This window comes from Bradyrhizobium ingae, assembly GCF_055791185.1.
This window is the reverse complement of record NZ_JBVUBB010000006.1, coordinates 38973-61582: the sequence shown is the minus strand read 5'-3', so window position 1 is coordinate 61582 and position 22610 is coordinate 38973. Positions and strand designations below refer to the sequence as shown.

The 22610-nt window shown below is 63.4% G+C and carries 22 protein-coding genes; 7 read left to right on the top strand and 15 right to left on the bottom strand.

Annotated features, from left to right (window positions below; genetic code table 11):
- Positions 1 to 40: 40 nt before the first annotated feature.
- Positions 41 to 1468 (top strand): indoleacetamide hydrolase, encoded by a 1428-nt coding sequence (iaaH, locus tag ACV1FX_RS11295; protein ID WP_473117898.1) that lies wholly within the window; start codon positions 41 to 43, stop codon positions 1466 to 1468.
- Here iaaH and ACV1FX_RS11290 read toward each other — a convergent pair.
- Together ACV1FX_RS11290 and ACV1FX_RS11285 are read right to left on the bottom strand one after the other, a co-directional pair.
- Complete coding sequence (locus tag ACV1FX_RS11290; protein ID WP_473117635.1) at positions 1465 to 2193, bottom strand: helix-turn-helix transcriptional regulator; 729 nt, start codon at positions 2191 to 2193, stop codon at positions 1465 to 1467. The genes iaaH and ACV1FX_RS11290 overlap by 4 nt on opposite strands.
- A gap of 58 nt (positions 2194 to 2251) precedes the next feature.
- Positions 2252 to 3163: a LysR family transcriptional regulator gene (locus ACV1FX_RS11285; protein WP_473117634.1), complete on the bottom strand. Its 912-nt coding sequence runs from the start codon at positions 3161 to 3163 to the stop codon at positions 2252 to 2254.
- 141 nt (positions 3164 to 3304) lie between these two features.
- Here ACV1FX_RS11285 and ACV1FX_RS11280 point away from each other — a divergent pair, with 141 nt between their 5' ends.
- The 3 genes from ACV1FX_RS11280 (at position 3305) to ACV1FX_RS11270 (ending at position 6661) form a co-directional block, all read left to right on the top strand.
- Complete coding sequence (locus ACV1FX_RS11280) at positions 3305 to 4456, top strand: HlyD family secretion protein (protein WP_473117633.1); 1152 nt, start codon at positions 3305 to 3307, stop codon at positions 4454 to 4456.
- Between the two features lie 115 nt (positions 4457 to 4571).
- Positions 4572 to 6179, top strand: a complete 1608-nt coding sequence (locus tag ACV1FX_RS11275) for an MDR family MFS transporter (protein ID WP_473117632.1) — start codon at positions 4572 to 4574, stop codon at positions 6177 to 6179.
- Between the two features lie 20 nt (positions 6180 to 6199).
- Positions 6200 to 6661, top strand: coding sequence for a carboxymuconolactone decarboxylase family protein (locus ACV1FX_RS11270; protein WP_473117631.1), 462 nt, complete (start codon positions 6200 to 6202; stop codon positions 6659 to 6661).
- A gap of 209 nt (positions 6662 to 6870) precedes the next feature.
- On the opposite strand, the gene ACV1FX_RS11265 is transcribed toward ACV1FX_RS11270, so the two are convergent.
- From ACV1FX_RS11265 to ACV1FX_RS11240, 6 genes are all read right to left on the bottom strand, one after another.
- Entirely contained in the window at positions 6871 to 7731 is an 861-nt protein-coding gene (locus ACV1FX_RS11265) for a D-amino-acid transaminase (protein WP_473117630.1), read from the bottom strand.
- A 184-nt stretch (positions 7732 to 7915) separates the two neighbouring features.
- Positions 7916 to 8647, bottom strand: a complete 732-nt coding sequence (locus tag ACV1FX_RS11260; protein ID WP_473117629.1) for an amino acid ABC transporter ATP-binding protein — start codon at positions 8645 to 8647, stop codon at positions 7916 to 7918.
- Between the two features lie 8 nt (positions 8648 to 8655).
- Positions 8656 to 9348, bottom strand: coding sequence for an amino acid ABC transporter permease (locus ACV1FX_RS11255; protein WP_473117628.1), 693 nt, complete (start codon positions 9346 to 9348; stop codon positions 8656 to 8658).
- A 2-nt stretch (positions 9349 to 9350) separates the two neighbouring features.
- Entirely contained in the window at positions 9351 to 10082 is a 732-nt protein-coding gene (locus tag ACV1FX_RS11250) for an amino acid ABC transporter permease (protein WP_473117627.1), read from the bottom strand.
- A gap of 119 nt (positions 10083 to 10201) precedes the next feature.
- Positions 10202 to 11113, bottom strand: coding sequence for an amino acid ABC transporter substrate-binding protein (locus tag ACV1FX_RS11245; protein WP_473117626.1), 912 nt, complete (start codon positions 11111 to 11113; stop codon positions 10202 to 10204).
- An 81-nt stretch (positions 11114 to 11194) separates the two neighbouring features.
- On the bottom strand, positions 11195 to 12580 hold the full coding sequence (locus ACV1FX_RS11240) for a M20 family metallopeptidase (protein WP_473117625.1): 1386 nt from the start codon (positions 12578 to 12580) through the stop codon (positions 11195 to 11197).
- Between the two features lie 211 nt (positions 12581 to 12791).
- Here ACV1FX_RS11240 and ACV1FX_RS11235 point away from each other — a divergent pair, with 211 nt between their 5' ends.
- On the top strand, positions 12792 to 14171 hold the full coding sequence (locus ACV1FX_RS11235) for an LLM class flavin-dependent oxidoreductase (RefSeq protein ID WP_473117624.1): 1380 nt from the start codon (positions 12792 to 12794) through the stop codon (positions 14169 to 14171).
- A gap of 212 nt (positions 14172 to 14383) precedes the next feature.
- On the opposite strand, the gene ACV1FX_RS11230 is transcribed toward ACV1FX_RS11235, so the two are convergent.
- The gene (locus ACV1FX_RS11230; protein WP_473117623.1) at positions 14384 to 16045 is read right to left on the bottom strand and encodes a thiamine pyrophosphate-binding protein; all 1662 of its coding nucleotides are present in this window, start codon (positions 16043 to 16045) and stop codon (positions 14384 to 14386) included.
- A 199-nt stretch (positions 16046 to 16244) separates the two neighbouring features.
- Entirely contained in the window at positions 16245 to 16748 is a 504-nt protein-coding gene (locus ACV1FX_RS11225; protein WP_473117622.1) for a GFA family protein, read from the bottom strand.
- Between ACV1FX_RS11225 and ACV1FX_RS11220 the strand changes: the two genes are divergently transcribed.
- The gene (locus ACV1FX_RS11220) at positions 16747 to 16971 is read left to right on the top strand and encodes a hypothetical protein (RefSeq protein WP_473117621.1); all 225 of its coding nucleotides are present in this window, start codon (positions 16747 to 16749) and stop codon (positions 16969 to 16971) included. The genes ACV1FX_RS11225 and ACV1FX_RS11220 overlap by 2 nt on opposite strands.
- 10 nt (positions 16972 to 16981) lie before the next feature.
- On the opposite strand, the gene ACV1FX_RS11215 is transcribed toward ACV1FX_RS11220, so the two are convergent.
- Both ACV1FX_RS11215 and ACV1FX_RS11210 read right to left on the bottom strand, forming a co-directional pair.
- The gene (locus ACV1FX_RS11215) at positions 16982 to 18109 is read right to left on the bottom strand and encodes an alkene reductase (RefSeq protein WP_473117620.1); all 1128 of its coding nucleotides are present in this window, start codon (positions 18107 to 18109) and stop codon (positions 16982 to 16984) included.
- 118 nt (positions 18110 to 18227) lie between these two features.
- Entirely contained in the window at positions 18228 to 19724 is a 1497-nt protein-coding gene (locus ACV1FX_RS11210; protein WP_473117619.1) for an aldehyde dehydrogenase family protein, read from the bottom strand.
- Positions 19725 to 19923: 199 nt separating this feature from the next.
- On the opposite strand from ACV1FX_RS11210, the gene ACV1FX_RS11205 reads away from it, so the two are divergent.
- Entirely contained in the window at positions 19924 to 20775 is an 852-nt protein-coding gene (locus ACV1FX_RS11205; RefSeq protein WP_473117618.1) for an SDR family NAD(P)-dependent oxidoreductase, read from the top strand.
- Positions 20776 to 20785: 10 nt separating this feature from the next.
- Here the strand turns inward: ACV1FX_RS11205 and ACV1FX_RS11200 are convergent, their stop codons facing one another.
- From ACV1FX_RS11200 to ACV1FX_RS11190, 3 genes are all read right to left on the bottom strand, one after another.
- Positions 20786 to 20992, bottom strand: a complete 207-nt coding sequence (locus ACV1FX_RS11200; RefSeq protein WP_449377513.1) for a hypothetical protein — start codon at positions 20990 to 20992, stop codon at positions 20786 to 20788.
- A gap of 71 nt (positions 20993 to 21063) precedes the next feature.
- The gene (locus ACV1FX_RS11195) at positions 21064 to 21477 is read right to left on the bottom strand and encodes a Rieske (2Fe-2S) protein (protein ID WP_473117617.1); all 414 of its coding nucleotides are present in this window, start codon (positions 21475 to 21477) and stop codon (positions 21064 to 21066) included.
- Between the two features lie 7 nt (positions 21478 to 21484).
- A complete protein-coding gene (locus ACV1FX_RS11190; protein WP_473117616.1) occupies positions 21485 to 22597 on the bottom strand; it encodes an amidohydrolase family protein in 1113 nt (370 codons plus the stop codon).
- Positions 22598 to 22610: the final 13 nt, after the last annotated feature.

Here is a 22610-nt window from a genome sequence, read left to right as displayed (position 1 = left end):
TGTCGCCACGCTGCCGGCGCCCGCGCTTGCGCAACAAGCGATCGATCTCGACCAGTTGACCATGACCCAGGCCGTGGCCGACCTCTGCGCAGGCAAGATCACGAGCAAGGCGCTGACCTCGACAACGCTGGCCCGTGCCAAGGCCAACCCCAATCTCAACGCGTTCATCACGCTCGACGAGAGCGGTGCAATGAAGGCCGCCGAGGCCTTTGACGCGCGGCGCAAGAAGCGCCCGTGCGCACCGCTTGGCGGCGTGCCCGTCGTGATCAAGGACAATATCGAGGTCGCCGGGCTGCCCTCCAGTGCTGGCACGCCGGCGCTGAAGGGCTTCGTGCCGAAGAAGGACGCTCCGGTCGCCGCGAGGCTGCGCGCTGCCGGCGCCATCATCATCGGCAAGACCAACATGCACGAGCTGGCCTTCGGCATCTCCGGATACAATGCCGGCTTCAAGACCGGTGCCGAGCCCGGCGTCCGCAACGCCTACGACACCGGCAAGATCGCCGGAGGCTCGTCGTCCGGAACGGCTGCCACGATCGGCGCGCGGATCGTGACCGCAGGCCTCGGCACCGACACCGGCGGATCGGTCAGAATCCCCTGTGCGCTCAACGGCTGTGCGTCGCTACGGCCCACCGTCGGACGCTATCCGCAAGATGGCATCGCGCCGATCTCCCATACCCGGGACACCGCCGGCCCGATGGCCGCGACCATGACGGATGTGGCGGCGCTCGATCGCGTCATCGCCGGTGGCGGTGCAGTCACCCCTGCCGATCTGAGGCAGGTGCGCATCGGCGTCGTGAAGAGCATGCAAGCCAATCTCGATGGCGATACGGATGCCGCCTTCAAAGCCGCAATCGACAAGCTCAAATCGCAAGGCGTCGCCGTGGTCGATGTCGAGATGCCAGAACTCGCCGAACTCAACGGCAAAGTGAGCTTTCCCGTGGCGATCTATGAGGCCAACGAAGACATGGTCGCCTATCTCGAGCACACCGGCACCGGCCTCACCATCGAGGCCCTGGCCAAGGAAATCGCAAGTCCGGATGTGAAGGGCACCTATGATGGCCTGGTGATCCCGCACAAATTGCCCGGCCCCGACAACACGGTGGTTGACGGCAAGCCGGTCTATGACGCGGCCATCAAGACGGCCCGCCCGGCGCTCCGGGCGCTCTATCGCGACACCTTCGCGAAGAACAAGCTGGATGCGATCGCTTTCCCGACCACGCCGAAGGTCGCGATCGCCTCGAACCCCGATTCCAGCAGCCTGCCGAATTTCCTGCTCTTCATCCAGAACACCGATCCCGGCAGCAATGCCGGTGTCCCCGGCATCCAGATCCCGGTTGCGCTGGGCGCATCGAGCAAGCTGCCGATCGGTCTCGAGCTCGATGGGCCGGCAGGCAGCGACCGCCGGCTGCTCGCGATCGGAATGGCGATGGAGAAGGTGTTCGGGCGGCTACCCGCGCCGACGCACTAGTGCCTTGACAATAGACCGGCGACGCCGCTGCGGCGGCGGACGCCGAGCTTGTCGAAAATGCGCTTGAGATAGGTGCGTACCGTCGACACCTCGACCTGGAGGCGGTGCGCGATCTCCTTGTCGCTGAGATCGTCCGAGATCATTCGGGCGATCTCGAGCTCGCGGACCGAGAGTTTGAGAACCGGCGATGCACCGGCCTCCGCAGCGCCGCCGTTTGCGCGCAACAGCGCGCCGGTGAATGCCGGCTCGATCAGCCGCAGCAATTCCAGCGTATGAGCGTCGAAATTCTCGCGCCGGCGGCCTCGCCAGATCCTGACATCACCGATGTTGCGATCCCCGACGAAGCTATAGGCGTTGACGCCCCAATGCAGCCCGTGGCGGGCAAGGAAGTCGTTGAAGAATTCCGTCCGCATCAGATCGCGTTGCGGCATGACCTGCGTCACCAGCGTCGCTTCGCGACGTGCCTGGAGCTTGAAGGTGATGGGATCGTGGTACTGATAATAGGCGTCGTAGTTCGCAAGGTTCTTCGGATCCATATGCAGAAACACGGCCTTGCCGAACGTCTTCGTCGCGTCCTGCCAGACGAAAGACGCGTAGTGATCTGCCTGCAGCAATTCGAGCAGGTGATGCCCGATCGCTTCGCGCACCTCGCCCTCGGCCATGTCTTCGGACAGCAGCCCGAAGACATGTGCAAGGATCCGGCTTTCTGCAGCGGTTACGTACATGGGACCGCCAATCTATCGGCCAAATCCGGCCGGGGGAACCGGTATCGCGCTCCATGCATCAGGAGTAGGGGTTGATCAGTTTCTGCTGCTCTGCACTGTGATGCACCAGCATGTCGATGAACGTTCTGACCTTCGCCGACAGATGGTGGCGGTGCGGATAGACCGCATTCATCGAGAGCTCGATCGGTCGATATTCAGGCAGCAGCCGAACCAGGCGGCCGTCTTCGAGGTCGTCACTGATCAGAAAGCCAGCCAGCAGGCAGACGGCAGCGCCGGCCAGCGCCACTTCCCGCAACGCCTCCCCGCTGTTGGTGATGAGACTGCCCGAGATGCGCACCGATGCCGGCATTCCCTTGCGATCGAGAAATCGCCATTCGTCGCCGAAGGGATAGTTCAGGTGACGGCCGCAATTGTGCCCGGCGAGTTCATGGAGTTGCTGCACGCGTCCATGCTTGTCGAGATAGTCGTGAGAGCAGCACAAGACGTGGCGCCATGTGGCGAGGCTCCGGACGATCAGGCTTGAGTCAGGCGGCGAGGTCATGCGCAACGCAACGTCGTAACCCTCCTCGATCAGATCGACTTCGGCCTCGCCCATGCGCAGATCGACCTTGATCTCCGGATAGATGGACAGGAGCTTCGCCACCACCGGTGCGACAAACGGCACCATGTGCGTGGCGGAGTGGATGCACAGCGTTCCCCGCGGGACCGATTGCAACTCGCTGGCGATGTCGTCGGCCTGCTCGAGGTCGGCGAGGATCTGCGTCGAGCGGTCGTAATAGGCCTTGCCGATTTCGGTGAGGCTCACCTTGCGCGTCGTGCGGTTGAGAAGCCGCACCCCGAGCCGGTCCTCCAGCGCCTGGACATGGTTGCTCACCATGGTCGTCGACATGTTGAGGCGGCGGGCGGCGGCGGAGAATCCGCCGTTTTCGACCACCCGGACGAAGGCCGTGAGGCTGGTGAAGCGATCCATGGCTTGAGGCTCCGATTATCCGCTATCGCTGGATAATGCTTCCAGTTCTTCAGGGATTATCACAACGGCGGGGACAGCGCATCTTACGGGCCAGCAATGGCGCCCATTCCCCAAAGGGTGTCAGGAAATCCGGAGAGTGCCATGTCGACCGCCGCTTATACCTCTGAACCGACTGCGAAAATCAGCCTTCGTCCGTCGCGCCGGGCGATCAAGCGGGCGGCCGTTGCGCTGGCCCTGGCACTCGGCGTCGCAGCCGCCGGCGATTTTGGCTACGGCTACATGACGACCGGGCGCTATCTCGAATCCACCGATGACGCCTATGTGAAGGCGGACTCCACGATCATCGCGCCAAAGGTCTCCGGCTACATCGCCCAGGTGCTGGTCGGCGACAACGAGAAGGTCAAGGCGGGCCAGCTGCTGGCGCGGATCGACGACCGCGACTTCAGGGCGGCACTGGGCCAGGCCCGCGCCGACGTTGCCGCCGGCGAGGCGTCGGTGCGCAATCTCGATGCGCAGATCGCGCTGCAGCAGCCCATCATCGAGCAGAGCACGGCTGACGTTTCCGCGGCCGAGGCCAATCTGAAATTCGCGCAGGAGGAACGCGCGCGTTACGACGACCTGATGAAGTCGGGCTCCGGTACGATCCAGCGCGCGCAGCAGACCGATGCCGCGCTCCGTGCCAGCGACGCGCAATTGCAGCACGCGAAATCGGGCTTGCTCGCTGCGCAGCGCAAGGTCGACGTGCTCACCACCGAGCGCGGTAAGGCCGTGGCGCAGCTCGAACGCGCCCGCGCGGTCGCGGAGCAGGCCTCGCTCAATCTCTCCTATACCGAGATCACCGCGCCGGTGGACGGCACGGTCGGCGCCCGTTCCATCCGCGTCGGCCAGCTCGTGCAGGCCGGCACGCAATTGATGGCGGTGGTGCCCCTGGATGCGGTCTATGTCGTCGCCAACTTCAAGGAGACGCAGCTCACCCATGTGCGGGCCGGCCAGCCGGTGGAACTGCATATCGACAGTTTCCGCAATCAGACGCTGCGCGGCCATGTCGACAGCCTGTCGCCGGCCAGCGGGCTCGAATTCGCGTTGCTGCCACCCGACAACGCCACCGGAAACTTCACCAAGATCGTGCAGCGCGTGCCGGTGAAGATCGTGCTCGATGACCACAGCCTGAGCGGCCTGTTGCGACCCGGCATGTCGGCGGTGCCGACCGTCAACACCAAGGCGGCCGTCACGGCCGGGCGTGATACGGGCAAGCAGGTGGCCGAGACCACTATGCGAGCGAATGGCGGCTGAAGTCGCCACTCCGGCACGATTATCAAGTATTGCCGGACGATCCTTCCAGAACTTCCACGATTATCGAAACCACCGGCCTAATGCATCCTGTCTCTGCAACCGAGACGAGGCTTCCATGAGTACGCTCCAATCCGCCCTCAACACCGCCAGTATCCCGGCTCCGGCCGCGCCCGCCACACCGGCAGTCTCCGCAAAAACATGGATCGCCGTGATCGGCGCAACGCTCGGCGCCTTCATGGCGGTGCTGAACATCCAGATCGTCAACGCCTCGCTCGCCGACATCCAGGGCGCGATCGGTGCCGGCATCGACGATGGCGGCTGGATCTCGACCTCCTATCTGATCGCCGAGATCGTGGTGATCCCGCTGTCGGGCTGGCTCGCGCAGGTGTTCTCGATCCGAGTCTATCTGCTGACCAATGCGATCCTGTTCCTGATCCTGTCGGCGGCATGTGCGCTGGCGCAGGACCTGCCGCAGATGATCGTGCTGCGCGCCGTGCAAGGCTTCACCGGCGGCGTGCTCATCCCGTTGGCCTTCACGCTCATCATCACGCTGCTGCCCCGCGAAAAACAGCCGGTGGGCCTTGCGCTGTTCGCGTTGTCGGCGACGTTTGCACCCGCGATCGGCCCGACCATCGGCGGCTATCTCACGGAGAACCTGGGCTGGCAGTACATCTTCTACGTCAACCTCGTGCCGGGTGCGATCATGGTCGGCATGCTCTGGTATTCGCTGGAAGCAAAGCCGATGAAGCTTGCGCTGCTGCGCGATGGCGACTGGGCCGGCATCATCACCATGGCGATCGGCCTCTCCGCGCTTCAGACCGTGCTGGAGGAAGGCAACAAGGATGACTGGCTCAGCTCGCCCTTCATCGTCGAGCTGTCCGTCATTGCTGCCGTTGCGCTGACTGCGTTCCTCATTATCGAGCTGACCGTCGAGAAGCCGTTGCTCAACCTGCGCCTGCTGGTCCGCCGCAATTTCGGCTTTGGCGTTCTTGCGAACTTCCTACTCGGCGTCGCGCTCTATGGTTCCGTATTCATCCTGCCGCAGTATCTGGCGCGCATCCAGGGTTATAATGCCGAACAGATCGGCATGGTGCTGGCATGGACCGGATTGCCGCAGCTCGTGCTGATCCCGCTGGTGCCGCGCCTGATGCAACGCTTCGACGCGCGGATCGTGATTGGCGTCGGCTTCGTTCTGTTCGCGGCCTCCAACTTCATGAACATCGCCATGACCAACGACTATGCCGCCGATCAGCTCCTTTGGCCCAACGTGGTGCGTGCGATCGGTCAAGCGCTGGTGATGGCGCCGCTGTCGGCGGTCGCAACCGCAGGCATCGAGCCCGAGAACGCGGGCTCCGCATCCGGCCTGTTCAACATGACCCGCAACCTCGGCGGCGCTGTCGGCATCGCGCTGTTGCAGACCGTGCTGACCAAGCGCGAGCAATATCATTCGAATGTGCTGACGCAATCGGTCTCGGTGTTCGAGCAGGCGACCCAAACGCGGCTCGAGCAGCTGACGCAGTATTTCGTCAATCACGGCATCGTCGACCGAACCGATGCGGCGCATCGTGCCTATGTCGCGATCGGCCATGTCGTGCAGAAGCAGGCGTTCATCCTGGCCTTCAGCGACACTTTCTACCTGCTCGGTGCGGCGCTGATCGTCGCCCTGATCGCGTCCCTCTTCCTGAAGAAGCCCGGCCATGTTTCGGCGGGCGGAGCCCACTGACCAAACCAAGGAGAACGACCATGAAGCCGCGCATGAATTTCTACCAGGCCGCCCCCAACACGCTCAAAGCCCTGATGGCGCTGGAAGAGCATATCCAGTCGACGGGGCTGGAGAAGTCGCTGATCGAGCTCGTCAAGATCCGGGCGTCGCAGATCAACGGTTGCGCCTTCTGCATCAACATGCACACCGAGGACGCGCGCAAGCGCGGCGAGACCGAGCAGCGCATCTACCTGCTCAACGCGTGGCGTGAGTCCCCGCTCTACACCGATCGCGAACGCGCCGCGCTGGCCTGGACCGAGTCGGTGACGCTGATCTCGGAGACGCACGCTCCCGACGACGTCTATGAGCAGGTCCGCGCGCAGTTCTCCGACGAGGAGACCGTCAACCTGACCATGCTGATCGGAGCCATCAACGCCTGGAACAGAATCGCGATCGCGTTCCGGGCCGTTCATCCGGTGAAAGTGAAAGCGTCGGTGGCGTGAGGGGCCGGGGACGTCATCGCTGGTGTGATGAACGCGCCACCGCTTCCAAATTCTCATGCCCCGCGAAGGCGGGGCATCCAGTATTCCAGAGACGCCCGACGTTCCATGCGCTGCCGCGGCGTACTGGATCGCCCGTCTTCACGGGCGACGACACCCGAGTGTGGTGCGACGTCTTCAAACCTCTCGACTTTGGCGCAGACTCTAATCAGCTAAACCCCCGTCGCCTTCGCAAACTCCACGTAGATCTCGCGCAAGCGGGTTGCCATCGGACCGGGCTTGCCGCCGCCGACCTGCTTGCCGTCGATCGCGACCACCGGCTGCACGAACAGAGAGGCGGAGGTGATGAAGGCCTCCTTGGCGGCGAGCGCTTCGGCGACAGTGAAAGCGCGCTCCTCGACGCGGAGCTGGCGTTCCTCGGCGAGCGCGACAACGGCCTTGCGGGTGCAGCCCGGGAGGATGGAATTCGAGTTCTGCCGGGTCACGATGACGTCATCCTGGGTCAGGATGAACGCCGACGACGAGCCGCCCTCGGTGACGAGGCCGTCTTCGAGCATCCAGGCCTCGCCCGCGCCGGCTTCGGCTGCCGCCTGCTTTGCCAGGACCTGGGCCAACAACGCGACGCTCTTGATGTCGCGCCGTTCCCAGCGGATGTCGGGCACCGTGATGACGTTGATGCCGGTCTTGGCCGAGGCCGCGTTGATGATGTCCTTCTCGGACACGAACATTACCAGCGTCGGCTTGACGTCGCCCTTCGGGAAGGCGAAGTCGCGTCCCGTGTCGGCGCCGCGCGTCACCTCGAGATAGACCAGACCATTTGTGAGCTTGTTGCGCGCGACGAGTTCCTTCTGGATCTCCGTGATGCGCTCGACCGTCTCCGGCAACTTCAACTTGATCTCGCCGACCGAACGCTCGAGCCGGGCGAGATGCGAGGCGTTGTCGACCAGCTTGCCGTCGAGCACGGCCGCGACCTCATAGATGCCGTCGGCGAACAGGAAGCCGCGATCGAGGACCGAGATTTTGGCTTCCGAAAGCGGGACGAATGAGCCGTTGACGTAGGCGATCGAGTCCAAGGCAGGTCTCCTGTCGGAAATGCGGGAATTACCTGCTCGTATACGAAATTCGCGGGCGGCGATAAACCCTCAACTGTCATTCCGGGGCATTCGCGAAGCGAATGAGCCCGGAATCCATAACCGCCGCTCGGGGTTATGGATTCCGGGCCTGCGCCTTCGGCGCATCCCGGAATGACAGTGGTGGTCAGTGGGAAAGAATCTTCGACAAGAACTTCTGTGCGCGGTCGCTTCTCGGCTTGCCGAAGAAGTCGTCCTTCGGGGCGTCCTCGACGATTTCGCCGCGGTCCATGAAGATCACGCGATTGGCGACCTTGCGGGCAAAGCCCATTTCGTGGGTTACGACCATCATGGTCATGCCTTCGCGGGCGAGGTCGACCATGACGTCCAGGACCTCGCTGATCATCTCGGGATCGAGCGCGGAGGTCGGCTCGTCGAACAGCATGGCGATAGGGTCCATAGCGAGCGCACGCGCAATCGCGACGCGCTGCTGCTGGCCGCCGGACAACTGCGCCGGAAACTTCTGCGCATGCTCCTTCAAGCCGACTCGCTCCAGGAGTTGCATGCCCTTCGCCATCGCCTTGTCGTGCGACCGGCCCAGCACCTTCTCCTGCGCAAGGCAGAGATTGTCGATGATCTTGAGATGCGGGAACAGCTCGAAATGCTGGAACACCATGCCGACGCGCGAGCGCAGTTTTGGCAGGTCGGTCTTGGGATCGTTGACCTTGGTACCATCGATGAGGATGTCGCCGCTCTGGAACGGCTCGAGCGCGTTGACGCATTTGATCAGCGTCGACTTGCCCGAACCGGAGGGACCGCAGACCACGACCACCTCGCCCTTGGCAACGCCTGTGGTGCAGTCGGTCAGCACCTGGAAGCTCGGGCTGTACCATTTGTTGACGTGGCTGATCTCGATCATGGCGGGCCCTAGCGGATGATGGCGATGCGCGACTGCAGGCGGCGAACGCCGAAGGACGCGATACAGGAGACGGTGAAGTAGACGACGGCGGCGAACAGGTACATCTCGACGAGACGGCCGTCGCGCTGCGCGACCTTGCTGGCGGCGCCGAGGAAGTCAGGGATCGACAGCACGTAGACCAGCGAGGTGTCCTGGAACAGCACGATGGTCTGCGTCAGCAGCACCGGCAGCATGTTGCGAAACGCCTGCGGTAGCACGACGTAGCGCATGGTCTGCGCGTAGGTCAGGCCGAGTGCGTTCGCAGCAGCCGGCTGCCCGCGCGAGATCGACTGGATGCCGGCGCGCATGATCTCGGAGAAATAGGCCGCCTCGAACATGATGAAGGTGATGAGCGAGGAAGCGAACGCGCCGACCTTGATCGGCCGCGCCGCGCCGGTCAGCCACTGCCCGATATAGGGCACCAGGAAGTAGAACCAGAAGATGACAAGCACCAGCGGCAGCGAGCGCATGAAATCGACATAGAACCCGGCGATGCGGCCGAGCAGCTTGTAGCCGGACAGCCGCATCAGTGCGATTGCCGTGCCGAAGATCAGGCCGCCGAGCGCGGAGAGCGCCGTCAGCGTCAGCGTGAACGTCATGCCCTCGTAGAACAGATAGGGCAGCGCACGGCGGATGACGTCGAAATCGAAATTGCCGAGCATCGCTATTTCCCCGTGATGTAGCCGGGGATCGCGACCCAGCGCTCGAGAAAGCGCATCGCGGTCACGACGACGGCGTTGACGAGGAGATAGAGGATGGTCGCGGCGGTGAAGGCCTCGAACACCTGGAACGAGAATTCCTGCATCGAGCGCGCCTGCCCGGTCAGTTCCAACAGGCCGATGGTAATGGCGACCGCGGTGTTCTTGATGGTGTTGAGAAACTCGGAGGTCAGCGGCGGCAGGATGATGCGAAACGCCATCGGCAGCAGCACGTAGCGATAGCCCTGCACGGTGGTGAGGCCGAGCGCGGTCGCCGCCATCTTCTGCCCGCGCGGCAGCGAACCGATACCGGCCTGCAGTTGCACGGCGACGCGCGCGGACATGAACAGGCCGACGCCGATCGACGCCGTCCAGAACGGCGCGTTCGGCAGTTGCTTCAGCCACAGGCCGGCGGCCTTCGGCAGGATTTCCGGCAGCACGAAGAACCACAGGAAGAGCTGCACCAGAAGGGGCATATTGCGGAAGAACTCGACCCAGCAAAAGCCGAACCAGTAGGCGCCCTTGGACGGCAGCGTGCGCATCACGCCGACGATCGAGCCGGTGATCAGCGCGATGATCCAGGCCAGCACCGCGGTCTCGATCGTCAGCACCAGCCCCGACAACAGCATGTCGAGATAAGTGCCGGTGCCCATCGGGTTCGGCTCGAAAAAGATCTTCCAGTTCCAATTGTAGTTCACGAGTCCCCCGCGCGAACGCGACAATCACAGATACTGTTACTGTTTGCGTCTATGCAAATGTCCGGCCACTCCCTCTCCAGAATGGCCGGACAAAGCTCCTGATCCCTCGGGATCGAGGCCTACTTATAGTCGTCCGGGTTCGGCGAGTCCGACGGCTTGGCGAACTCGTTCTTCAACTCGGCCGAGATCGGCGTGTTGAGATTCAGGCCCTTCGGCGGGATCTTGTCCATGAACCACTTGTTGTAGATCTTCTCGCCTTCGCCGCTGGTGTAGAGCGCGGCGGTCGCCGCATCGACCACCTTCTTGAAAGGCGCGTCATCCTTGCGCAGCATGATGCCGTAAGGCTCGGGCTTGGAGAAGGCGTCCTTGGAGATCACGTAGTCGGACGGGTTTTTCGAACCGGCGACGAGGCTGGCGAGCAGGATGTCGTCCATCACGAAGGCAACGGCGCGATCCGTCTCAACCATCAGGAAGGCTTCGGCATGGTCCTTGGCCGGAATGATGTTGGCGCCGAGGCCCTTCGCAACGTTGGCTTCGGTGAGCTGCTTGATGTTGGTGGTGCCGGCGGTCGAGACCACCGTCTTGCCCTTCAGGTCATCGATCGACTTGAGGCCGCTCGACTTCTTGAACACGTAGCGGCTGGCGGTCAGGAAGTGGGTGTTGGTGAAGGAGACCTGCTTCTGCCGCTCGGCATTGTTGGTGGTCGAGCCGCATTCGAGGTCGATGGTGCCATTCGCCATCAGGGGAATACGGGTGGCCGAGGTCACCGGGTTGAGCTTCACCTCGAGCTTGTCGAGCTTGAGCTCCTTCTTCACGGCGTCAACGATCTTGTAGCAGATGTCCATCGCGAACCCGACGGGCTTCTGGTTGTCGTCGAGATAGGAGAACGGAATCGAGGAGTCGCGGAAGCCAAGCGTGATGGCACCGGTATCCTTGATGTTCTTGAGCGTGCCGGTCAGCTCCTCGGCACCGGCCTGGCTCATGACCATGGTCGCCGCGAGCGCCAGGCCGAAGTTACGGAAATGGTTCACTTTTTTCTCCCCTTATGGAATGGCGGCCGGATGCTTGCATAAATCGGGCCGGATTAGAATGTGACTTTCGGAGCCCTTCACCTAGCCGAGCGGACGGGGTAGCTCCCCGAGGTCCCAGAACAGGCCGGCCATGACAGTCAGCGCCTCTTCGGTCAATGGCAGCAGGATGTGCTCGTTTGGCGCATGCTGGGAACAGCCGGGATAGGAATGCGGCACCCAGATCGTCGGCAGGCCCAAAATCTCGGAGAACACGTCGTTCGGCAATGAGCCGCCGAAATTCGGCAGGATCGCCGGCGCCTTGCCGGTGGTCGCCTGCACGGAGTTCGCGGCCCATTTGATCCAGGGGCTATCGAAATCGGTGCGTGAGGCCGCGAAGCTCTGCGCCGCGCGCACCTCGACCATCGGGAAGCCCTTTGCGACGAGATGGGCGCGGATGGCCTCAATGAGGCCGTCGATCCCAGTGCCGACCACGAAACGCAGTTGCAGCACCGCATTGGCATTGCCCGGGATCGCGTTCGCGGGCTTCTCGACATTGCCCGACGACATCGCCAGCACTTCGAGCGTGTTCCAGGCGTAGAGCCGTTCGGCGGCGGACAATCCGTCCTCGCCCCAGTTCTCCGCGAGCGCGGGCTCGTCCGCGGTCGGTTCGACCTTCACGTCCGCAAGGAAGCTGCGGATCTGGTTGGTCAGCCGCGGCGGCTTCAAGGCATCGAGCTGGAGACGACCGTGACCGTCGACCAGTGTCGAAATCGCGTTCGCCAAAATGGTTGCGGGGTTGGCAAGCACGCCGCCCCAATTACCGGAGTGATGTCCGCCATCGCGCAAGTTGACGTCGAGATGGATGCGAATGCCGCCGCGGCAGCCGAGGAACAGCGTCGGGCGGTCCGCGGACAGCCGCGGCCCATCGGAGGCCATGAAGAGATCGGCCTTCAGCGCGTCGCGATTGAGATCGCAGACCTTGCCGAGATCCGGCGAGCCGATCTCCTCACCCATCTCGACGATGAACTTGGCGTTGAAGCCGAGCTTGCCGCCGCGCGCAGCGCGCACCGCGCGGAGTGCGGCCAAGTTGATGCTGTGCTGGCCCTTGTTGTCGGCGGTGCCGCGGCCGTAGACGCGATTGCCCGATGTCGTCGTGCGCCAGGGATCGCGATTGTCGCGCCACTCGCCCTCCATGCCGTCGACGACGTCGCCATGGCCATAGATCAGCACCGTCGGCGCGGACGCGCTTTCGATATGCTCGGCAATCAGGAACGGCGCCTTGCCGCTCGGCGATTCCACCAGCCGGCTTTCGAAGTCGAGCGCAGCGAAGGCGGGTTTCATCTCCTGTTCCAGATAGGCGCGCAGCTCGGCGCCGCGCGAGCCGTTCTGGCTCTCGGTGCGATAAGCGACGCGGCGGTCGAGTTCAGCGAGAAACGCCCCGGATGAGAAATCCTCACGGGCGCGGGCGATGGCGTCGGCTCTGGTCATTTCGTTCTTTTTCAAGCCTGGATTTGGAACAAGCGTAGCGAGATACGCCGTGTTTCGGAAGGGGCGGGAGTTGGCAATTGACTCTTGCCGACGGCCGGAGCTTCTTGAATTTGGCCCTTGCCGAGAGCAAGCCGGATGCAAGAACTTGGCCAATTGTCCGGCACCGATAGCATCGCGGCAAGTCCGGGGATAGTGGCGCCGAGGGACAAGCATGGCAAAGGAAATCCGGCTCAACGCATTTGCGATGAATTGCGTCGCGCATCAATCGCCGGGCCTGTGGACCCATCCGCGCGATCGCACCGCCGAATACAATCGCCTGCCCTATTGGATCGATCTGGCGAAGACGCTGGAGCGCGGCCGCTTCGACGGATTGTTCCTGGCCGACGTGCTCGGCGTCTACGACGTCTATGGCAACAGCCCCGATGCCGCGCTGCGCAACGCCGCGCAGACGCCATCGAACGAGCCGTTGCTGCTGCTCTCGGCGATGGCCGCGGTGACGCAGAATCTTGGTTTTGGCGTCACCTCCAACCTCTCCTTCGAGCCGCCCTATCCCTTCGCGCGACGGATGTCGACGCTCGATCATCTCACCGAAGGGCGGGTCGGCTGGAACGTCGTCACCGGCTATCTCGATAGCGCCGCGCGCGGCGCCGGCAAGGACAAGCAGACCGCGCATGACGATCGCTACGACATCGCCGACGAATATATGGAGGTGGTCTACAAGCTCTGGGAAGGAAGCTGGGAGGACGATGCAGTGCTGCGCGATCGCACGCGCGGCATCTTCACCGATCCGGCAAAGGTTCATCGCGTCACGCATGAGGGCCAGAATTTCCGGCTCAACAACACGATTCATCTGAGCGAGCCGTCACCGCAGCGCACGCCTGTGCTGTATCAGGCCGGCACCTCGCCACGCGGACGACGGTTCGCGGCCCAGCATGCCGAATGCGTGTTCATGTCGGGGCCGTCCTCCAAGGTGATCGCACCGCGCGTGTCCGCGATCCGGCAAGAGGCGGCCGCGCTCGGGCGCAACCCTGCCGAGATCCTGATGTTCTCGATGATGACGCTGATCCTCGGACGGACCGAGACAGAGGCGAAGGAGAAATACGCCGACTACCGCCGTCACATCAGCCCCGAAGGCGCACTGGCCCTGATGTCCGGTTGGACCGGCGTCGATTTCTCCGGTTACGAGCTCGATCAGCAGGTCCGTCACGTGCAGAACGATGCCGGCCGCAGCGCGCTGGACAACGTCACACGCGCCGATCCCGATCGCGTCTGGACCGTGCGCGACGTCATCGAACATGTCGGCGTTGGCGGCGCCGGCCCGGTCGTGGTGGGAACGCCGGAGATGGTCGCAGACAAGATCGAGGAATGGTTCGAGGCCACCGACGTCGACGGGCTGAACGTGGCGTTTGCGATCTCGCCCGGCGATTTCGAGGATATCGCCGACATGCTGGTGCCGGAGTTGACCCGGCGCGGACGCTACAAGGCGGAGTACGCCAAGGGCACGCTGCGGGAAAAACTGTTCGGCCCCGGCCGCGCCCGGCTCACCGGGCCGCACCCGGCGGCGGGGTACCGGGTCGGGCGGAAGGGGTAGACCGGCTACTTTGCATGGGGTTGTTTTTCGAGTTTTTGCCTCACTGCCGTCCTGGCGAAAGCCAGGACCCCCGCGCGAGCGCCTGAGCTCGTCGCGATTACCCCAGGACTTTGTTCGGCGAAGGCAAGAGCCACCAGCATCCTGCCCATCGCAGAGATCACGCGGTATGAGTCCTGGCTTTCGCCAGGACGACAATGGGGAAGCCTCGTACCTTACACCTTCCCGTCCACCATCACCTCGATCAGCTTGGTACCGGGGCGGTTAAAGGCGGACGACAGCGTTGACTTCAACTCGCCAGGATCACTCACCTTGATCGCCTCGCATCTCAATGACCGCGCGATCCCTACAAAATCCACGGGCGGGTCGACGAAATCCATGCCGACATAATTGTCATCGCCGTGGAAGGCCAGCAGGCGCTGCTTGATGATGCGGTAGCCGCCATTGTTGGCGATCACGATCGTCAGCGGCAGCTTGTGGTGGGCCGCGGTCCAAAGCGCCTGGATCGAGTACATTGCGCTGCCATCGCCGGAGAAGCAGACCACCGGCCGCGTGGGGCTGGCCAGGCTGACGCCGACGGAGGCCGGCAGGCCCCAGCCGATGCCTCCGGAAGCGAGGCCGTGATAGCCGTAGCGATCGCGATGCGGACGCAGGCTCGTGATCTGACGGCCGGAGGTGAGGCCTTCATCGACGAGGATGGCGTTGTCAGGCATCGCTTCGATCATCTGCAGCGTCAGCCAGTCGGGATCGATCGGCGTGCGGTCCCTTGCCTTCGTGATCTTGTCGACCAGCGGGGCTCGGCGCGCGGTCCAGTTCTTCGGCGCAAGCTCGGCGAGACGTTCCCTCGCACGCCGCTCCAGTGCAGAGCCGCCCATCTCCTTGAGCATTGGGATCAGCGCGCGCAGCGTTTCCTTCACGTCAGCCTTGAGCGCGATGTCCGCGCCAAAATTCTTGGCGATCTCCCAATCGACGAGGCCGACCTGCACGATGGGGAGTCCATCGGGCAGCGGATCGACCTCGCTATGGACCGACATCCGCAACGGATCGCCGCCCAGCGCGACCAGCAGATCGTAAGGCGCAAGCGTATCGCGCGCCACCTTCTGGAGGCGCGCAAGCGTGCTGACGAAGCTCGGGCTCTCGGAGAGAAAATGCGCGCCATAGGCGGTGGAGGATTGATAGGCGGCGGCGCCGAGCATCTCCGCAAGCTCGGCGGCTTCCTTCAGTGCGTCGCTCTTGACCACCTCATCCATCGTAACGATGACGGGACGCTCGGCCTTAAGGAGCCGCTCCGCGAATGCCTTCAACGCCTCATCGGACGGCCTTGTGCGCGCATCGATGCGGGTGGAACGGCCAAGATCAATACCAGCTTCGCTGTTGAGGATATCGCCGGGCAACGAAATGAACACCGGCCCCGTGGGCGGCGTGGTCGCAACTTTCGCGGCGCGGCGCACGATGCGCGGCAGGTCCTCCAGCTGTGTCACCTCCACTGCCCATTTCACCAGAGGCTCGGCCATCCGCACCAGCGGGCCATAGAGCACCGGCTCCATCAGGCCGTGGCCCTGCTCCTGCTGGCCCGCGGTCAAAATCATCGGCGTGCCCGTAAACTGCGCGTTGTAGAGCGAGCCCATCGCGTTTCCGAGGCCGGGCGCGACATGAACGTTGCAGGCGACGAGTTTCCCGGAGGAGCGACTGAACCCGTCGGCGATCGCAACCACCAGGCTCTCCTGCATCGCCATCACATAAGTGAGATCAGGATGATCCTTCAGCGCATGCATGATCGGCAATTCGGTGGTGCCGGGATTGCCGAACAGATGCGTGACGCCTTCGTCCTTGAGCAGCGCGAGAAAGGCCGAGCGCCCGGCGATGCGGTTCTTCATATTGCCTCCGAGCCTCACGGACATTGCCGCAGGTCGGAGCATGATGACCGAAGTCGGAGGGCGCGCGCAAATGGAGCGCGGTCATGGCAGCGTTGCGTGGAAGCGGAAAACTTTCGCTTTCGTGTCCCGGACGCGGCGCAGCACGAAGCAGGGCGGCACTTCGCGCCGCACTGCGTCCGGGGGAAGAGAGTGGAGTGTGCTACATCTCCTCGCGGCCAAGCTCGAACGGATCCTCACCACCAGCGCGCTTCTTCTTTTTCGAACGCTGCCAGACCACGCCGGGAAACCCTTTCAGCGGCACCAGCGGCTCGCCGGTATAGGCCCATTCCTGGAGCTCTTCGATCGCGATGTGATAGAGCGGCTGGCGGCCGGTGCGCTCGTTGAAGAGCGCCCGGGGAATGTTGACCATGTGCGGACCGCGCGGACGCTCATAAGCGATCGGCGTGCCGCAATGCGAGCAGAAGCTGCGCGCGGTCTTGGTCGCCTTGTCCTCATAGCGGGTGATCGCAGTCTTCCCCGACGTGACGCGAAAGCGCTTCTTCCAGCTTCCGACGTAGGTCGCATAGGCCGCGCCATGCGCGCGGCGGCTGGCTGCGGAATGATCGTGCCAGGCCCAGCGCGCGGGGACGTCGATCTCGAAGGTGACCTTGCCGCACAGGCATTGGCCGGTGGCGGTTCCTGCGGCGACTGCGGCTTTGGCCATGGTGCTTCCTCATCGTCATTGCGAGCGCGGCGAAGCAATCCAGGAACGGATCCGCGGAAAACCTCTGGATTGCTTCGCTGCGCTCGCAACGACGGAAATTGTGTTGATAGTCGCGCAGCAAATCAAGCCTGTCATTCCGGGGCGCGACGAAGTCGCGAGCCCGGAATCCATCGGACGACATATCCAAGCGGAGAAATGGATTCCGGGCGTCGCCCCGGAATGACGAAAGAGGGTTACGCCGGCGTCAGCTCATCATACACAGGATAATCCGTGTACCCTTTCTCCTCGCCGCCGTAGAACGTCGCGCGGTTGTAGGGCGTGACGGGATAGTCGTGCTGCAGGCGGCGCGTCAGATCGGGGTTGGAGATGAAGATGCGACCGAAGGCGATGAGGTCCGCGTGGCCGTCGGCGATCGCGGCATTCGCCGTCTCGCCGGTGAAGCCGCCGGCTGCAATCAGGATACCACCATAGAGCGGTCGGAACAGCATCATCGCCGACGGCACGTTCTGCCAGTTGACGTCGGCGCGACCGGCGCCGCTGGAACGCGGCTCGATGACATGAAGATAGGCGAGCCCAAGCTTGTCGAGCGCCTTCACGACATGCGTATAGAGCGGCATCGGATCCGGCTCGCCGGAATCATTGGCGATGCCGTAGGGCGACAGCCGCACGCCGACGCGATTCGCGCCCCAAACGTCGATCGCGGCCTGCGTGACCTCCAGCAGCAGCCGCGCGCGGTTCTCGATTCCGCCGCCATATTCATCGGTGCGCTGGTTGCTGTGTGACTGCAAGAACTGCTCGAGCAGATAGCCGTTGGCGCCATGAATCTCGACGCCGTCGAAGCCCGCGGCGAGCGCGTTCTTCGCGGCTTGCCGGAATGCCTCGACGATGCCCTTGACCTCTTCGGTTTCGAGCGCGCGCGGCGTCTCATAATCGGCGATCTTGCCGTCGGCGGTCATCGCCTTCATGCCCTCGGCGTTGATCGCGATCGCGGAGGGCGCGACCGGCAGCTCACCGCCATGGAACGAGGAATGCGAGACGCGGCCGACGTGCCAGAGCTGGAGGAAGATGATGCCGCCCTTGGCATGCACGGCATCGACGACCTTGCGCCAGCCGGCCACTTGCGCATCCGAATAGATGCCCGGCGTAGCCGGATTGCCGCGGCCGTGCGAGAGCACGGGCGAGGCTTCGGCGATGATGAGGCCACCAGGCGTGGCACGCTGGCCGTAATATTCGGCGTTGAGCGGCCGCGGCGCAAAGCTCTCACGCTCGGCCCGCATGCGCGTCAACGGCGCCATCGCGACACGATGCGCAAGCTTGTACGGACCGACCTGCAACGGTCGAAACAACGCCGGGAATTTCATGCTGGCCCCAAATGGTAATGGAAGGATAGAGATCATATAGCGAGGGGCGGCCACCAGAAAAAATGCCGCCTCTGCAAATGGAATTTTCCGTCCCACGAGATGCCGGACGGAAAGAGCATTACATCGTCTTGATCCAGACGGCCTTGACGTTGAGATACTCCTCGACGTGCTGCTTGCCGGACTCGCGGCCATAGCCGCTCATCTTGTAGCCGCCGAAGGGCACGGCCGGGTCCATCGCCTGGTAGCAATTGACCCAGACCGATCCGGCCCGCAGCGACCTGGCAACATGATGGGCCTTGCTGACGTCACGCGTCCACAGGCCTGAGCCGAGGCCGAACATCGTCGCATTGGCGCGCTTGACGAGCTCGTCCATATCCTTGAAGGCGATCGCGGAGATCACGGGACCAAAAATCTCCTCCTGCGCGATGCGCATGTCGTCCTGGACACCGGCGAACACGGTTGGCGAAACGAAGTAGCCTTTGGCAAGCGCACCTTCGGTGACGCGGCCACCACCGGCCAGCGCCTTGGCGCCTTCCTTCTGGCCGACATCGAGATATCCGGTGACGCGCTCGAGCTGCTGTTCGGAGACCAGCGGGCCGATCTGGGTGTTGGGATCGAGACCGTTGCCGACCTGCAGCTTCTTGCCGAACTCGGCGACGCGACCGACGAATTCGTCGTAGATCGCCTGCTCGACGAACAATCGCGTGCCGGCACTGCAGATCTGCCCGGAGTTGGCGAACACCGCCATCGCAGCGCCCGGCACGGCGGCGTCGAGATCAGCGTCGGCAAACACGATGTCCGGCGACTTGCCACCGAGCTCGAGCGAGACGCGCTTCAGATTGCCGGCCGAGGCGCGGATGATCGACTGACCCGTGATGTGCGAGCCGGTGAAGGCGACCTTATCGACGTCGTGGTGCGAGGCGAGCGCCGCACCCGCGGTTTCGCCATAGCCCGGCACGACGTTGATGACGCCGGGCGGCACGCCTGCCTCCAGCGCAAGCTCGGCGATCCGGAGCGAGGTCAGCGGCGCCTCCTCCGCAGGCTTCAGCACCACGGTGCAGCCGGTTGCGATCGCAGGTCCGATCTTCCAGATCGTCGCGGTGAACGGGCCGTTCCAGGGAATGATGGCGCCGACGACGCCGACCGGCTCCTTCAGCGTGTAGGAGAAGATCTCGCCCGGCAGCGAGTTCTCGATGGTCTCGCCATGGATCGCGGTCGTCTGCCCCGCATAGTAGCGGAGCATGCCGAGCACGCGCAGCTTGTAGGAGCGGGTGCGGCTGACGGGCGCGCCCATGTCGAGCGTGTCGAGCTGTGCCAGTTCATCAAAATTCTTCTCGATGAGCTCGGCGAGCTTGAGCAGCAGGTTCTGCCGCTCGAACGGCTTGACCTTGCTCCATGGCCCCTCGAACGCGCGGCGCGCGGCCGCAACGGCCCGATCGATGTCCTCCTTGTCGCCCTCGGCGACGGTTGCGAGCAACTCACCGGTCGCGGGGTTGCGGGTTTCGAAGCGCTTGCCTGAGGCCGCATCGACCCATTTGCCGTCGATGAGCATCTGCTTGTAGGACCCGTTGGCGAACGGATGGCGCGTGATCGGAATAGCCTGCGACACAGCCATGGCTGCACTCCCTCTGACTGACTTGATTGGGTTCGATCTGGGCGGGATCGTTAGGTCGAACAAAATACAGCGGTGCCGAATCGGCGTAAAGCCGGCGCGGAACGAAGACCTCCCATGCCGACTTGTGCATGGTTGCAGGATTGCCGTGCTATAGATCGCGCCTGCTCTCGCCCCGCCTGCCGTGATCCGGAGTATTTCCATGCCGCACCCTGCCCTATCAGCCAATAACGTTGCCGTGATAACGGGTGGCGCGTCCGGAATCGGTCTCGCCGCCGCGGAACAGCTTGCAAGGCGCGGCATGAAGGTCTGCATCGCAGACGTGGATTCGGTACAGTTGACGCAGGCCGAAACAAAACTGTCATCGATCGCACCGGGCGGCGCCGATCATGTGATGGCTGCCGTTGTCGATGTCAGCCGGCAGGAGAGCCTGACGGAACTGGAAGCCGCTGTGCAGAAACGGTTCGGCGGAACGGACGTGCTGATGAACAATGCCGGCATTCAGCCGGGCAGCACGATGTTCGGCGAGCCCGACGATTGGCAGCGCATCATCGCGGTCAACATGTGGGGCATCGTCCACGGCTCGCGCATCTTTGCGTCCAACATGATCGCGCGCGGCAAGGCCGGCCTCATCATCAACACCGGATCGAAGCAGGGCATCACTACGCCGCCGGGTGACCCCGCCTACAACGTCTCCAAGGCCGGCGTGAAGGCGTTCACCGAGGCGCTCCAGCATGAATTGCGCAACACCAGGGATTGCCGCATCACGGCGCACCTCCTGATCCCCGGCTTCGTCTTCACGGGGCTCACCGCGCGCGGCCGCACCGAAAAACCGGCCGGCGCCTGGACGCCGGAACAAACGGTCGATTTCATGATGACGCGGCTCGAGGCCGGCGACTTCTACATCCTCTGCCCGGACAATGACGTACCGCGCGAACTCGACGAAAAGCGCATGCTGTGGGCGGCAGGCGATATCGTCGAGAACCGGCCGCCGCTGTCGCGCTGGCATCCGGATTATGCGGATGCGTTTGCGAAGTTTGTGAAAGGCAACTAAGCGACGGCGTCTACAGCGTCTCTTGCTGCTGCCCGCATTGCTTGCAGGCGAACTTGACACGGGTCTGGCCCTTGGGGGCCTGCACGCGGTTCGGTGCGCCGCACTTGCCGCAGAGCGTCTCGATGCGGGTGGTGCCCTGCTTGACGACGATGTTCTTCTTTTCCATCGTCTCGCGGATCAGGCGCTCGGCCTCCTCGCGCAAGGATTGTTTCGACAAAGCTCATCTCCGCCATGAATGCGCGCGCAGCCTTATCGCAGTTGCGTTCAATTCACAATCCGCAAAGCCGGTTAGACCTCAACAATCACGTAACTGTCTTCAACATGCACCGGAAAGGTCTCGGCAACATACGGACCCTTCTGCAACTCCTCGCCACGCTCAACCGCGACCGGATAAGAACGCACCTTCACCCGGCTCGGATCGAACCAGGACTGGCCGTTGCGCATGTCGAATTCCCAGCCATGCCAGGGGCAGCGCAGGAGTTCGCCGATGCGCGAGCGCTGGTAGACGCCCGGTTCCGGTGAAGTGAGACGCGCGACGCAAGCCGCCTTGTGGAGGGGAGCGCCTTCATGAGGGCAGCGGTTCAACAGTGCGAAGAACTCGCCATTGACGTGGAACACGACGATGTCGCGGCCGGCAATATCGACGACCTTGTTGCCGCCGGGCGGAATCTCCGAGGTGCGGGCGACGATATGACGGGCCATGCCGATCTCAGAATTTGTAGACGGCGCGGGCGTTGGTGTTGAATATCTTCCGCCGCTCGGCATCGGACAGAGGCGTCTTGAAGGCGAAGCGCGGATCGTCGAAATCCCAGTGCGGATAGTCCGACGAGAACAGCAGGCGATCGATGCCGACCCACTCGATCAGTGATCGCAGATGCCGCGCCTCGTCGGGCTCGTCGATTGGCTGCGTCGTGAACCAGAAGTTCTCGCGGACATATTCCGACGGTTTCCGCTTGAGATGCGGAACCTCGCTGCGGAAACGCTCGAAGTGCTGGTCCATGCGCCACACCGCCGACGGGATCCAGCCAAAGCCGCCCTCGATGAAGACGATCTTCAGCTTGGGAAAGCGTTCCGGCACGCCTTCGATGACAAGGCTCGCGAGCTGTGCCGCGATGGTATGCGCGTTCGACTGATGCTCCTCGACATAATACGACGGCCAGCCGCCGCCGGTCGGCGCATGTCCGCCGTAACCGCCGACATGGATGCCGAGCGGCAGGTCGAGTTCCTGCGCACGTTCGTAGATCGGCCAGTAGCGGCGCCGGCCGAGCGGCTCGTTGGCACGGGGGGAGACGTTGATCTGAATATACTCCCCGATCTTCGCGCAACGATCGATTTCGGCGAGCGCAAGGTCGGTGCTGTCCTGCCCGACCAGGATCGATGCCTTCAATCGAGGATCACGGTGTGACCAGAACGCAAGCTGCCAGTCATTGATGGCACGCTGGATCGCGGCGCCGAATTCGAGGTTCTGCTGCGAGAAGATGAACAGGTCCAGCACCTGCAGAATGCCGAACTCGACGTCGAGCAGATCGAGGTGCTGCTTGCGCATGAAGGCGAGATCGGAGCCCGGCGGCCCGCCGGTCGGCGGCCAGGCATCGCGCCGCGCAATCAGCGGCGAAGAGCGTGGATAGGGCGTGGTGAAAAGATAGGGCGTGCGCAGATGGCTGCCATACTCCTTGAGATGCTGCTGCCAGCGTTTCGGCAGGAACTCGTTGAGATCGCTCGTCGAGCGAAGGCTTGGATGAATGTCGCAATCGATGATCTTCAGCCGCGGCGCGGCAGACTTTTCTTCCTCGAGCAGCGGGCGGTCGATGACGTCGCTCATGCGATCCTCCAGA